Source organism: Polaromonas sp. A23, assembly GCF_002001015.1.
GTDB lineage: Bacteria > Pseudomonadota > Gammaproteobacteria > Burkholderiales > Burkholderiaceae_C > Polaromonas.
On record NZ_MUNO01000018.1, the window covers coordinates 245,971 to 259,620 of the forward strand.

General features: G+C 63.5%; 11 protein-coding genes. All 11 read left to right on the forward strand.

The genetic code is table 11. From position 1 onward, the window contains the following. The first annotated feature begins 1 nt into the window (after position 1). The 11 genes from B0B52_RS10075 (at position 2) to B0B52_RS10130 (ending at position 13,638) form a co-directional block, all read left to right on the forward strand. Entirely contained in the window at positions 2 to 883 is an 882-nt protein-coding gene (locus B0B52_RS10075) for an SDR family oxidoreductase (protein ID WP_077593487.1), read from the forward strand. A 38-nt stretch (positions 884 to 921) separates the two neighbouring features. Further along, a complete protein-coding gene (locus tag B0B52_RS10080) occupies positions 922 to 1,911 on the forward strand; it encodes a tripartite tricarboxylate transporter substrate binding protein (RefSeq protein WP_077593488.1) in 990 nt (329 codons plus the stop codon). 6 nt (positions 1,912 to 1,917) lie between these two features. Continuing rightward, the gene (locus B0B52_RS10085) at positions 1,918 to 3,453 is read left to right on the forward strand and encodes a class I adenylate-forming enzyme family protein (protein ID WP_077593489.1); all 1,536 of its coding nucleotides are present in this window, start codon (positions 1,918 to 1,920) and stop codon (positions 3,451 to 3,453) included. An 81-nt stretch (positions 3,454 to 3,534) separates the two neighbouring features. After that, positions 3,535 to 4,689: an acyl-CoA dehydrogenase family protein gene (locus tag B0B52_RS10090; RefSeq protein ID WP_077593582.1), complete on the forward strand. Its 1,155-nt coding sequence runs from the start codon at positions 3,535 to 3,537 to the stop codon at positions 4,687 to 4,689. 71 nt (positions 4,690 to 4,760) lie between these two features. Further along, positions 4,761 to 5,753 (forward strand): tripartite tricarboxylate transporter substrate binding protein, encoded by a 993-nt coding sequence (locus B0B52_RS10095; RefSeq protein WP_077593490.1) that lies wholly within the window; start codon positions 4,761 to 4,763, stop codon positions 5,751 to 5,753. A 31-nt stretch (positions 5,754 to 5,784) separates the two neighbouring features. Then, positions 5,785 to 7,299, forward strand: a complete 1,515-nt coding sequence (locus B0B52_RS10100) for a class I adenylate-forming enzyme family protein (RefSeq protein WP_077593491.1) — start codon at positions 5,785 to 5,787, stop codon at positions 7,297 to 7,299. Then, entirely contained in the window at positions 7,299 to 8,180 is an 882-nt protein-coding gene (locus B0B52_RS10105) for a MaoC family dehydratase N-terminal domain-containing protein (protein ID WP_077593492.1), read from the forward strand. The genes B0B52_RS10100 and B0B52_RS10105 overlap by 1 nt, the downstream gene beginning before the upstream one ends. Before the next feature lie 27 nt (positions 8,181 to 8,207). After that, positions 8,208 to 9,377: an acyl-CoA dehydrogenase family protein gene (locus B0B52_RS10110; protein WP_077593583.1), complete on the forward strand. Its 1,170-nt coding sequence runs from the start codon at positions 8,208 to 8,210 to the stop codon at positions 9,375 to 9,377. A 765-nt stretch (positions 9,378 to 10,142) separates the two neighbouring features. Continuing rightward, positions 10,143 to 11,330, forward strand: coding sequence for a CaiB/BaiF CoA-transferase family protein (locus B0B52_RS10120; protein ID WP_077593493.1), 1,188 nt, complete (start codon positions 10,143 to 10,145; stop codon positions 11,328 to 11,330). A gap of 68 nt (positions 11,331 to 11,398) precedes the next feature. Then, positions 11,399 to 12,763, forward strand: coding sequence for an MmgE/PrpD family protein (locus B0B52_RS10125; RefSeq protein WP_077593494.1), 1,365 nt, complete (start codon positions 11,399 to 11,401; stop codon positions 12,761 to 12,763). Further along, the gene (locus B0B52_RS10130; protein ID WP_077593495.1) at positions 12,760 to 13,638 is read left to right on the forward strand and encodes a CoA ester lyase; all 879 of its coding nucleotides are present in this window, start codon (positions 12,760 to 12,762) and stop codon (positions 13,636 to 13,638) included. Before B0B52_RS10125 ends, B0B52_RS10130 begins: the two co-directional genes overlap by 4 nt. Positions 13,639 to 13,650: the final 12 nt, after the last annotated feature.

Consider the following 13,650-nt stretch of genomic DNA (forward strand, 5'->3'; position numbering starts at 1 on the left):
CATGTTCAAAGACGACCTTCTCCAGGGCAAACGCATTCTCGTCACGGGTGGGGGCTCCGGCCTTGGTCGTGAAATTGCGGCCCGATACCTTCAATTGGGCGCAGAGGTCTACATCTGCGGCCGGCGCAAGCCGGTGCTGGATGAAACAGCGGCCGAACTCATGAAACTTCATGGCGGCAGCGTGAAAACCTTTGCCGTCGACATCCGCAGGGCTGCCGACGTGGCGCAAATGGTCGACGCGATCTGGGCCGATGGCGGCGCGCTGCACGGCCTTGTGAATAATGCGGCGGGCAATTTCGTCAGCCGCACGCAAGATCTGTCGCCGAACGGTTTCGATGCTGTCGCCAACATCGTGCTGCACGGAACCTTTTATGTCACGCAGGCCGTGGGCAAACGCTGGATAGCCGACAAGCTGCCCGGTTCCATCGTGTCGGTTGTGGTGACCTGGGTGCGCAGCGGTGCGCCTTTTGTGGTGCCCTCGGCCATGTCAAAAGCCGGCATCGATGTCATGACCAAATCATTGTCGGTGGAGTGGGGGCCTTACGGTATCCGGCTCAACGCGATTGCGCCGGGCATTTTCCCCACCGAAGGCGCCAACAAGCGCCTGAGCCCGAACGCCGACTGGAAAGACGGTGTGGTGCGCAACCCGATGAACCGGGTCGGCCGCATGAACGAGCTGCAGAACCTGGCCGTGTTCCTGATGGCCGATGGCGTGGAGTGGCTCACGGGAGAAACCATTGCCATCGACGGTGCCGGCCACCGCCAGAACGGTGCGTCGTTCACCGACCTGGCCGACCTGAGCGATGAGCAGTGGCAAGCCATGCGCGAAGCGATCCGCAAAAGAGACGAACAAGACAAGAAGAATCAGGCGACATCGACCTGATCCTGCTGATAACACGTGAAAACCCAAGGAGACAAAAAATGATCACTCGACGCCGCGCTATCGCTCGTCTGTCCGTTGCCGCTGGTGGAGCGGCCATGCTGGCCAGCCCCCATGTTCTTGCCCAGGGGTTTCCTGACCGCCCCTTGCGATTGATCACCCCGTATGCGGCGGGTGGCTCCGCCGATGGACTGGCACGCGGGGTGGCCGAGCAGATGCGAAAAATTCTGGGGCAATCCGTGTTGGTCGACAACAAGCCGGGGGGCAATACCGCCGTCGGGGCGCAATTGACGGCCGCGGCTGCACCGGACGGCTACACCTTGCTCATCTGCACCGGCTCGACCGTCGTCACCAACCCGCTGCTCTACCCCAAGCTGAGCTACAACCCGGAGCGCGATCTGGCACCCGTTGCCCGTGTCGCTGTCAGCCCACTGGTTGTGTCTGTCAACCGCGCGCTGCCGGTTCAAACCTTTGCCGACCTGATCCGGCTGGCCAAGGCGCAACCGGGCAAGCTCAACTACGCCTCCACGGGCACCGGCAGCGTTTTGCACCTGGCCAGTCTTTTCCTTGAAGCGCAAGCCGGTCTGGACATGACGCACATACCTTTCAACGGTAGCAGTCCCGCCCTTGCTGCCGTCATGGGAGGAGAAGTTCAGCTGTTTATCGATTCAATTGCAAGCTCGCTGCCCCAGATCAAGGGTGGGAAGCTGCGCGCTTTGGCCGTGACCACCCCTGATCGGCTGCAGGTGCTGCCCGACATTCCTACCGTCGCAGAAAGCGGTTTTCCCGGCTTTGACGTGAGCGCCTGGTACGGCATCATGGCGCCGGCCAAAACACCGCCGGACATCATCGCGCGGCTCAATGCGGCCATTGGCAAAGGGCTGGTGGACAAAGCCTTTCGTGAGCAGTTCGAGGCGCTGGGCCTGGTGATACCTGCACCCACCAGCCCGCAGGCTTACGGCGACTACATCCGCCAGGAGCGCGACAAGTGGGGCCCCATCATCAAGGCCAAAAAGATCACTCTGGAATGAATCGCCGTGCGCATTGACTGCCTTGTAGACAATGTCGCCGCCAGCCCGGACGGCGCCCGCACGCTTGCCTTGCTGGCCGAAGACGGCAGCTCCCTGACTTACGCGGCGTTGTCCGCGCAGATCACGGCCGCCGCGAGCGCCTTGGCGCAGGCTGGCCTCGGCCCGGGGCAACGTGCTGTGCTGGTGGGTGAAAACAGTGTGGACATGGTGGTGATGCTGTTCGCGGTCATGCGTTTGCGTGCCTGGGCCGTGCCTCTGAATGCGCGCATGTCCCAAACTGAAATCGATGAAATTTGCGCACACTGCCAGCCGCGCCTGATTTACTTCGCAGCGCAGTCTTCGCCGGAGGCGGCCGGCCACGCGGCGCATCATGGCGCGCAGGTGGTGGCGGGGGAGAGTCTGTCGCAAGGGCTGGTCGCGCTGCGGCACGCGCACGTAGAGGCCGACGGCAGCGACGACGGTACGGATGATGATGTTGCGCTGATGATTTACACCTCAGGCAGCACCGGCATGCCCAAGGGCGTGATGTTGACCCATGCCAATCTGGACTTTGTGACCAAGGCCTCGCTGGCGCAACAGGTGTTGCTGCCGGGGGATCGCATCTTTCATGCCTTGCCTATTTCCCATTCCTTCGGCCTGGTGTCAGCCTTGCTGTGCGGCCTGCGGGCTGGTGCCACTTTTCAGCTGGTCACGCGGTTCAGCCCGGAAAAAATGGCTAACGCGATCCTTCGCGATGGCATCACTGTGTTTCAGGGCGTGCCTGCCATGTATGCGCGTCTGTTTGAATGGTCAGCAAAAACCGGCACGGCCTTGAAGCCCAACCGGCTTCGCATGCTCTACATCGGTGGCTCGCAAATTGATGCCACCCGGAAAGCCCAGACCGAGGCACTGCTCGGGGTGCGGCTGCATCATGGCTACGGGTTGACCGAGTCCGCACCAGCGGCGACGCGGACTTTCGGCCATCCGCCGCCCACGGATGTGACGGCCGGCTGGCCGATTCCCGGCATCGAGGTTGTACTGCGCGACGAGGCGGGAAACGTAGCGGCAGCAGGTGCGCGCGGGGAGGTGTGCATCCGTGGGCCGAATGTCATGAAAGGCTATTTTCGTGACCCGGAGCAAACCCACGCGGCGATCGATGCGCAAGGGTGGCTGCACACCGGTGACATCGGCGTGTTTGGCCCCGACGGTGATTTGTCCATCGTTGGCCGCATCAAGGACATGATCATCCGCGGTGGCTTCAATGTCTACCCTGCTGAAATAGAAAAAGTCATCGCCACCTGGCCGGGTGTCGCGCAAAGTGCTGTCGTCGGACGCAGCACTGGGGGGGACGAGGACATTGTGGCTTTTGTTGAGCCCCTGGGCGGATGCACGGTGGATGCCAGCGCTCTGGGCGTGCACTTGCGCCAGCATCTGGCGCCCTACAAGGTGCCCGGTGAAATTGTGTTGATGACGCAATTGCCTGCATCGGGCACAGGCAAGGTGCTCAAGGCGGTGCTTAAAAAACAGCTTCTTGACGCAGCTCGAACGGCTGCCATCCATTAACCAAAGAAGGATTTTCATGCCTATTACAACCTGCATTTGGCACTGCGGCTGCGTTGCACCAAGCTTTCAGAGGGCTTCATCATGATCAGGGACCCGGAAACCATGACGGCGCTGCTGGACACCGTGAGCCGCTTTGTGCGCGAGCGCCTGGTGCCGGCAGAAAAAACCGTCGAAGAAACCGACCAGATCCCGCCGGCGATTGTTCAGGAGATGAAAGACATGGGCCTGTTCGGGCTGACCGTACCCGAAGAATACGGCGGCTTTGCGCTGACCATGGAAGAAGAGGCCCAGGTGATCCTGGAGCTCGGCAAGACATCGCCCAGCTTTCGCTCCCTGATCGGCACCTCGGTCGGCATCGGCTCCCAGGGTATCGTCCTCGACGGCACGCCGGAACAGAAAGCCAGATACCTGCCCAGGCTGGCAACCGGCGAGATCATTGCCTCCTTTGCCCTGACCGAGCCCGATGCCGGTTCGGACGCTGCCTCGCTGCGCACCACCGCCATCCGCGACGGCGACGACTACATCGTCAACGGCACCAAGCGCTACATCACCAATGCGCCGCTGGCCGGCATCTTCACCTTGATGGCCCGCACTGACCCGGCGAACAAGGGCGCCGGTGGCGTCTCCGCCTTCATCGTCGAAGCCGGCACGCCCGGCTTGAGCATTGGCAAGATCGACAAGAAGATGGGGCAGCGCGGCGCCCATATTGCCGACGTGATTTTCGAGAATTGCCGCGTGCCGGCCAGCCAACTCATAGGCGGCAAGGAAGGCCAGGGTTTCAAGACCGCCATGAAGGTGCTCGAAAAAGGCCGTATCCACATTGCCGCCCTGTGTGTCGGCGTGGCCGAACGCATGCTCAACGACGCGCTGAATTACGCCATTGAGCGCAAGCAGTTCGGCGAGGCCATTGCTGGTTTCCAGCTGGTGCAGGCCATGCTGGCCGACAGCCGAACTGAGTTGTACGCGGCGCGCTGCATGGTGATGGACGCCGCCCGCAAGCGCGACAACGGTGATGACGTCTCGATCGAGGCCTCGTGCTGCAAGCTGTATGCGTCAGAGATGTGCGGGCGTGTGGCCGACCGCGCGGTGCAGATCTTCGGCGGTGCCGGCTACCTGGCCGAGTACAGCATCGAGCGCTTTTACCGCGACGTGCGCATCTTCCGCCTGTACGAGGGTACCAGCCAGATCCAGCAGATCGTCATTGCACGCGGCATGGTGCGCGAGGCCACCGCGTGAAAACGTCAGAGAAAGAGAGAAAGAGTAAGTCAGTAGAAGTCAATCATCAACCACCCCCGAGGAGACAAGACATGCGTAACCCATTTTTCCAGTTCCACTTTTCCCGCCGTAGCCTGGTGGCGGGGCTGATGGCCAGCGCAGTGCTGGCGGCGGCCCCGGCGGGTGCCCAGCCCGACTCCGACCAGCCTGTGCGCTTGATCGTCGGTTATGCGGCAGGCGGTCCGGTGGACGCTGCAGCCCGGTTGTTTGCCCCCGTGTTTGCCAAGGAACTGGGCCGGCCGGTGGTGGTTGAAAACCGGCCCGGCGCCGGTGGCGTCATGGGTGGCGATACGGTGGCCAAAGGCAACCCCAACGGATCGGTGCTGTTTTTTGCGGCCAGTCCCACCATCACCATCAGTCCGCATATCCTGAAAAAAATGGCCTTCGACCCGGCAAAGGATCTGAAGCCCATTGCCCCCATCCTGAGCTACGCGAACGTGCTGGTGGTTGGCAAGGACCAGCCCTTCAAAAACGTCAAGGAGTTGCTTGCCTACGCCAAGGTCAATCCCGGAAAACTGACCTATGGCTCGGCCGGTGTGGGCGCTTCCAACCACCTGAGCGGCGAGCTGTTTGCCAAGCGGACCGGCAGCGAGTTCAATCACATTCCCTACAAAGGCAATGCCCCGGCCATGACCGACGTGATAGGCGGGCAGCTCAACATGATGTTCGACATCGTGGGTAGCGCCCGCAACCACATCGCCTCCGGACGAGTGCGTGCGCTTGCCGTGACCTCGCGGGAGCGCAATGCCTCGATGCCTGATGTGCCGACCATGCGCGAAGAAGGCATTGCCGACTACGAGGTGAACGGCTGGTATGGCCTGTACGCGCCGGCGAAATTGCCCGCCGGCATCGCGGCCCGCTACAGCGAAGCCACACGCAAGGCGCTGGCCCAGGCGGCGTTGCGCGACAAGCTGGTCGAGCAGGGTTACGACCTGTGGCTGGGGTCACCCAAGACCCTGTCGGACCGCGCAGCGAAAGAGCTGGCGATGTGGGCCACGGTGACCAAGGGCATCCAGATCGAGTGAGCCCCTTCTTGCTTCTTTCCTGCAGGACATCATGACCCATCACCGCATTCATTCGCTGTTTGACCAACGCCGCAGCGCGTCACCCGACAGGCCTTTTCTGTTGTTGCCCGACGCGAGCATGAGTTATGCCGAACTGGACGCCTGGGTCACGCTTTTAGCGCAGGAGCTGCTGGACGACGGCGTACGACCCGGGGACAGGGTCATGGTCCTGGCCGAGAACTGCGCGGAACACGTTGCGCTGATCCTGGCCTGCAGCCGTGTCGGCGCCTGGTCCTGTGGCATCAATGCCCGCATGTCGCCCGGCGAGGTCAAGGCCTTTGTGGACAAGGCCGACCCGCGCGTGGTGTATTTCACCAGCGCCGTCTCGGAGGCGGCTCAACAGCACGCAGTTCGCGCCGATGCGCGGCCCTCGGTCCTTCCCGCCTTGCAGCGCAGCCCGGTGCGGGCCGCCGCGCTGGCGGCTCAGGGTGAGCTGGTGGAACGCGTCGCCGCCGTGATTTTTACCTCCGGCACCACAGGCGCGCCCAAGGGTGTGCTGGTCACCCATGCCGGCCTGCTGCAGTTCGCGCGTGTGTCTGCAGCCTCCCGCGCATTGGGGCCGGACGACCTGTCTTATGCCTACCTGCCCATGACGCATATCTTTGGCCTGGGCACCGTGCTGATGGCTTCGCTGCAGGCCGGTGCCGGCCTGGTGATGCGCAGCCGCTTCGATCCTGCTGATGTGTTTGATGCCTTGGCCCGGCTCGGCGTGTCCAACCTGCAGGGGCCGCCGGCCATGTTCACGCGCCTGCTGGCCTGGCTGGACGAGGCTGGCATCGACAAGCCGCATTGCCCCGGCTTGCGTTATGTTTACACGGGTGCCGCGCCGCTGGACATGGCGCTCAAGCAGGCGGTTCAGCAGCGCTTCGGGCAGCCGCTTTACCACGGCTATGGCTTGTCGGAATACGCCGGTGCCCTGTGTCTGACCCCGCGAGGCGTGCAGCGCGAGGACACCTCGGCGGGGTATCTGGTGGAGGGCGCCGAACTGCGTATCGTCGACGGCGACGGGCGCGACCTGCCGTCCGGTGAACGCGGCGAGATCTGGATGCGCGGTGTCGGCCTGATGCCCGGTTACCTCGGCGACGAAGCATCCACGGCCCAGGTGATGCGTCCCGGCGGCTGGTATGCCAGCGGCGACCTGGGCTACCTTGCGCCGGACGGTGCGTTGTTTGTGGTGGGCAGGCTCAAGGAAATGATCATCCGCTCGGGCTTCAATGTCTACCCCGGTGAAGTGGAAGCGGTGCTCAACAGCTTTGCCGGTATCCGTTGCAGTGCGGTGGTCGGGCGGCGCGAGTCCGACGGCAATGAAGAAATACTTGCGTTTGTCGAGCCGGTACCTGAAGTGACGATAGACATGGCGGCGCTGCAGGCTTTTCTCAAGGAGAACCTGGCGCCTTACAAGCGGCCGGAGCGGGTGGTGTCCATTCCAGTCCTGCCGATGACCCACAGCGGCAAAGTGCTCAAGCGCAGCCTGTTGGAGCTGTATCCACAACCGGCGACAGGCTGATGAATACTGACATTCGAACCCTGGACGCCACCATGCTGGCAAAGTTGCAGGGCTGGGTCGGAAAAACCGAAACCCTGCGCGACGACATCACGGCCGCGCCACTGCGCAGCCTTTCGGCCACGCTGGACCGCGCCGATCCGCTACCCGCAGAGGGCACCGCCGTGCCGCCGCTGTGGCACTGGTTGTACTTTTTGCCGTCCCAACCCCAGTCGGAAATCGGTCCCGACGGGCACCCGAAGCGCAGTGGCTTTCTGCCGCCCGTGCCTCTGCCGCGCCGCATGTGGGCCGGCGGGCGATTGCAGTGGCACCAGCAGGTGCTGCAGGTCGGTGATGCGGTGACCCGGACCTCCCGCATTGAATCAGTAACCCACAAGTCGGGCCGCTCCGGTGACCTGGTGTTTGTGCTGGTCAAACACGAGGTAGGCAATGCTCGGGGCCTGGCGTTGACAGAAGAACACGACATTGTTTACCGCGCCAATCCGCAGCCCGACGACCCCGTTCCGCCGCCACAGGCCGCAGAAAAAGACGCGGCCTGGTCAGACATCGTCAAGCCCGACGATGTGCTGCTGTTCCGCTACTCGGCGCTGACCTTCAACGGCCACCGCATCCACTATGACCGCCGTTATGTCACCGAGGTCGAAGGCTACCCGGGCCTCGTCGTGCACGGCCCGCTGATCGCCACCTTGCTGGTGGATCTGCTGCGCAGGAACATGCCCGGTGCCCGCCTGCTGGGTTTCCAGTTTCGTGCGGTGCGGCCGGTGTTCGACATCGCGCCCTTCAAGTTGCACGGCAGGCCATCACCTGACGGCAAGATCGTGCAGCTCTGGACCGAAGACCATGAAGGCTGGCTCACCATGCAGGCCATGGCGACGCTCGCCTGAAATTTGACCGACGAAGAAAAGACATCCATGAAAACCCAAATCCCCACTCCCGACGCCTACCAGGACATGCGCGAAGCACTGCGCGGCATGCTGGCCTCGTTTGACTCCGCCTACTGGCAGAAAGTCGACCACGAGCGCGGCTACCCCGAAGCATTTGTCAACGCGTTGACCGAAGCCGGCTGGCTGGCCGCGCTGATTCCTGCCGAGTACGGCGGCTCCGGCCTGGGCCTGGCCGAAGCCTCGGTCATCATGGAAGAGATCAACTTCGCTGGTGGCAACGCCGGTGCCTGCCACGGCCAGATGTACAACATGGGCACCTTGCTGCGCCATGGCTCGGACGCGCAGAAGAAACTCTATTTGCCGAAAATCGCGAGCGGCGAGTTGCGCCTGCAGTCCATGGCCGTGACCGAACCCACCACCGGCACCGACACCACGCAGCTTAAGACCATGGCGTTGAAGAAGGGCGGCAAGTACGTCGTCAACGGCCAGAAGGTCTGGATCTCGCGCATCCAGCATTCCGACCTGATGATTTTGCTGGCGCGCACCACGCCGCTGGCCGAGGTGAAGAAAAAGTCCGAAGGCATGTCGATCTTCATCGTCAATCTCAAAGACGCCATCGGCCAGGGCATGGCGGTGCAGCCCATTCCCAACATGGTGAATCACGAGACCAACGAAGTTTTTTTCGACAACCTCGAAATCCCTGCGGAGAACCTGATCGGCGAGGAAGGCAAGGGCTTCAAGTACATCCTTGACGGCCTGAATGCCGAGCGCACGCTGATTGCCGCCGAATGCATCGGCGACGCCTACTGGTTCGTCGACAAGGCGCGCCGCTACGCCAGCGACCGCGTGGTGTTCAATCGCCCTATCGGCCAGAACCAGGGCGTGCAGTTCCCCATGGCCGACGCGTATATCGAAACCGAAGCTGCGAACCTGATGCGCTTCAAGGCCTGTGAGTTGTTTGATGCGGGCAAGCCCTGTGGCGCGGAGGCCAACATGGCGAAGTACCTGGCTGCAAAGGCTTCCTGGGAAGCGGCCAATATGTGCCTGCAAACCCATGGTGGGTTTGGGTTTGCGAATGAATATGACGTGGAGCGCAAGTTCCGCGAAACCCGGCTGTACCAGGTGGCGCCGATTTCCACGAATTTGATTTATTCGTATGTGGCGGAGCATTTGCTCGGGTTGCCGAGGTCGTTCTGAACGCCGGACTGCATACATGAAGTCTTTTCCTCCAGCGGTGGTGTTTGCCAATAAGCCGGGTCTCGCCCCGGCGGGCGAGGTGCGCCGGCTGCCGTTCCCTGGTGCCGCTCGGGCTGAGCTTGTCGAATTCGTCTTTGCCTCTTGCGCCGGAGGTGTGCCAACAAGCCGGGGGTTGCCCGGCGGCAACTCACTTTCTTTTGCTTCGCCAAAAGAAAGTAAGCAAAGAAAAGGCGACCCTGCTGTCTGCGTCCCTCCTTCGCTGACGCTGCGGAGGGAAACCTGCGGTGCTCGGTCCAGCCGGGGCCGGGCTCGAACTCGCTACGCTCAGACAATCGCCCGTCCTGATCCGTCTGGCCCTGCGCTCCTCGGCGCATACAGAAGGGTGGGGGAATCGGAGTCGGGAGCGGGTTCGGATTCGCAATCGGGTTCCGGCGAGGACGCGCTTTGCGCGTCCTCGCCTCCCCGCATTTGCATTCGTTCCCCCTACCCGTCGGGCCGGGCCGAGGAGCACAGCCGAAATCGGATCAGGGCGAGCGATTGTCTGAGCGCAGCGAGTTCGAGCTCGACCCCGATTTCGGCGAGCACCGCAGGTTGCCCGCAGCGAAGCGGAGGGACCCGGACCATCGGGTCGCCTTTCTTTTCCTTAGGTTTCTTTGGCGAAGCAAAGAAAAGTAAGTCGCCCGCCGGGGCGAGACCCGGCTTGCAGCCCCGCCACCATCGTCTCATCACAGCCCCAGCCAAGGCAAACATTCCCCGGGATCCTTCATGAACCACCAAACACGGCCGTTGGATGGCATCACCGTCGTCTCCCTCGAACACGCCATCGCCGCCCCGTTCTGCACCAGGCAGCTCGCCGACCTCGGTGCGCGTGTCATCAAGGTCGAGCGTCCGGGCGTCGGTGACTTTGCGCGGGACTACGACCAGCGGGTTGACGGCATGGCCTCGCATTTCGTCTGGGTGAACCGGTCCAAGGAAAGTTTGACGCTGGATCTGAAACAACCCGCGGCACTGGCTGTCCTGAAGGAGCTGCTGGCCACGGCCGATGTGCTGGTGCAAAACCTGGCACCTGGCGCGGCAGCGCGCATGGGTCTGGGCTTTGATGAGTTGAGCGCCGTTTATCCCAAGCTCATCGTCTGTGACATCTCGGGTTATGGCGAAGACGGCCCTTACCGCGACAAGAAAGCTTATGACCTGCTGATCCAGAGCGAGGCCGGTTTCCTTTCAGTCACCGGCACGCCCGACGAGCCCAGCAAAGCGGGAAACTCGATTGCCGACATCGCGGCCGGCATGTACGCCTACAGCAGCATCCTGGCGGCGCTGCTGCAGCGCGGCAAGACGGGCCAGGGCTCGCACATCGACGTGTCCATGCTGGAATCGCTGACCGAGTGGATGTGCTTTCCCATGTATTACGCCTATGACGGCGCCGCGCCGCCGCCGCGCAGTGCGGCATCACACGCCACCATTTATCCCTATGGCCCGTTTGCGGCCAGTGACGGCACCGTCATGCTGGGCCTGCAGAACGAAAGAGAGTGGCTGGTGTTTTGTGAAGTTGTGCTGGCCCAGCCCGCGTTGGCCCAGGACCCGCGCTTTGACAGCAATGCCCGGCGCAACGAACACCGCGATGCGCTCAAGGCCATCATCCTTGCAGCTTTTGCCAGCATGAGCACCAGTGACGTGACGCGTAAGCTTGACGAAGCGCAGATTGCCAACGCCCGCATGAACAGCATGGCCGAACTCTGGGCGCATCCGCAGCTCAAGGCGCGCGATCGCTGGCGCCAAGTGGGCTCACCCGTGGGCGACATTCCTGCGCTGCTGCCGCCCGGTCGCGTCAACAGCTTTGAGTACCGCATGGACCCGGTCCCCGCCCTCGGCCAGCACACGCATGCCATCCTGCGCGAACTGGGGCAGGGCGATGACGGCATCGCCGAGCTGCAGCGAGCGGGCGCTATTTAATTGATAGCTATCTGCGCACGCTACATAGGGGCCGAACGCCTATTTTGCTTGAAGAACATACCGTGAACATGAACCACACCGCCACTGCCCAACTCGCCGCTTTTGCGGCCAAGCTGCGCTTCGACGCTATTCCTGCACCCGTCGTGCACAAGGCCGAAGATCTGATGGTGGACTGGTTCGGCTCGGCGATCGCCGGCAAGGGTTCGCGTCCGGTCGAGACCATCACAAGCTTTGCGGCCAGCATGGGGCCCAACGAAGGCGCTGCCGAGGTGTTGATTAACCGAAGTCGCAGCAGCGCCTACTTTGCCGCCATGGCCAATGCCGCGGCCTCGCATGTGGCGGAGCAGGACGACGTGCACAATGGCTCGGTCTTTCACCCGGCCACCGTGGTGTTTCCCGCCGCGCTGGCGATGGCGCAAACCCTGGGCAGCAGCGGCAAGGCTTTGCTGACGGCGACGGTGGCCGGCTACGAAGTTGGCATCCGTGTCGGCGAGTTCCTCGGGCGCTCCCATTACAAGGTGTTCCACACCACCGGCACCGCCGGCACGCTGGCTGCTGCCGCGGCTGCCGGCAGCCTGCTCGGTTTAACGCCTGCGCAGATGCAGCATGCCTTCGGCTCGGCCGGCACGCAGTCGGCAGGCCTGTGGGAATTTTTGCGTACCGCCGCCGACTCCAAGCAACTGCACACCGCACACGCCGCTGCTGCCGGTTTGATGTCCGCCTGCCTGGCGCAGGACGGCTTTACAGGTGCGGCGCAAATCCTCGAGGGCCCGCAAGGCATGGCCGCCGGCATGTCCAGCGACGCTGATCCCGCCAAGCTCGTCGATGGCCTGGGCACACGCTGGGCCACCGCCGAAACTTCCTTCAAATACCACGCGTCCTGCCGCCACACCCACCCGGCGGCCGACGCGCTGCTGCAGGTGATGCAGGCCAACGACCTGAAACCGACCGACCTGGCGCGTGTGGTCACGCATGTACACCAGGGCGCGATCGACGTATTGGGCCCGGTCGTCAACCCCGCCACCGTGCACCAGAGCAAGTTTTCCATGGGCACGGTGCTGGCCCTGGTGGCGCGTTTCGGTCACGCCGGCCTGGTCGAGTTCGACAAACATTTCCAGGACGTGCTCACTGTCGCGCTGCGTGAGAAGGTCGTGATGGCGCTTGACGCCGAAGTGGACGCTGCCTACCCGCGCCGCTGGATAGGCAAGGTCACCGTCACCACCACCGACGGCCGCGTGCTGCAGGGCAGGGTGGATGAACCCAAAGGGGACCCCGGTAACACCCTGAGCCGCGAAGAGATCACCGCCAAGGCGCAGCGCCTGGCTGCTTTCAGTGGCGGCGCGACGGAAGCGGAGATGGCGCGCGCCATTGACAGCCTTTGGGCCATCGCCCAAAGCAGCAAGGTCGGGCGGCTGCTGGGAGGCGCGGCATGAGCATGATTGCACTGGCGCGTTCCTTCCTTTTCGTGCCGGCCAACCGGCCCGAGCGTTATGCGAAAGCGCTGGCCTCGGGTGCCGGCGCCGTGATCATCGACCTGGAAGACGCTGTGGCACCCGATGCCAAGGCGGTGGCGCGTACGCAACTGGCCGGGGGTGTGGCCGCCATGTCAGCCGCCGACCGGGCTCGTCTACTGGTACGTATCAACTGCGGCGGCACGCCCTGGCACGAGGACGACCTGTCGCTCCTGGGCCGGCTGGCCAGGGATGGCTTGGGCGGCGTGGTGCTGCCCAAGCTGGAAACGCTCGTCGAACTCGGCCGCGTGGCGGCGGCTGCCGGCCCGGCCTGTGCGCTGCTGCCTATGCTGGAGTCTGCCGCCGGGCTGGCTGCATTGGATGTGTTGGCCGCCGGCCCGGGTGTCACCCGCCTGGTCTTCGGCAACCTTGATTTCCAGGCTGACCTGGGCATGGCCTGTGGGCCGGATGAGGCCGAGTTGCAGCCGGTGCGCCTAGCGCTGGTGCTGGCCTCGCGCCGCGCCGGCCTGGCCACGCCGGTGGACGGCGTGACACCTGGCACCGGTGACTTGGCGCAGGTGCAGCGCGATGCTGAACGCAGCCGGCGTGGCGGCTTTGGCGCAAAGTTGTGCATCCACCCGGCGCAGGTCGCCGCGGTCAACACGGCCCTGGCGCCGACAGCTGCCGAGCTGGAATGGGCACAACGTGTGGTCGAAGCCAGCCACAACGCAGGCGGTGTGACGACCCTGGACGGCCGCATGGTGGACGCCCCGGTGCTGCGGCTGGCGCAACGCACGCTGGCGCTGCAGGCGGCGCTTTCAGATTCAGGTGGCCAGCACGCGCGGGCGGCAAGGTGATCATTCCGGTCA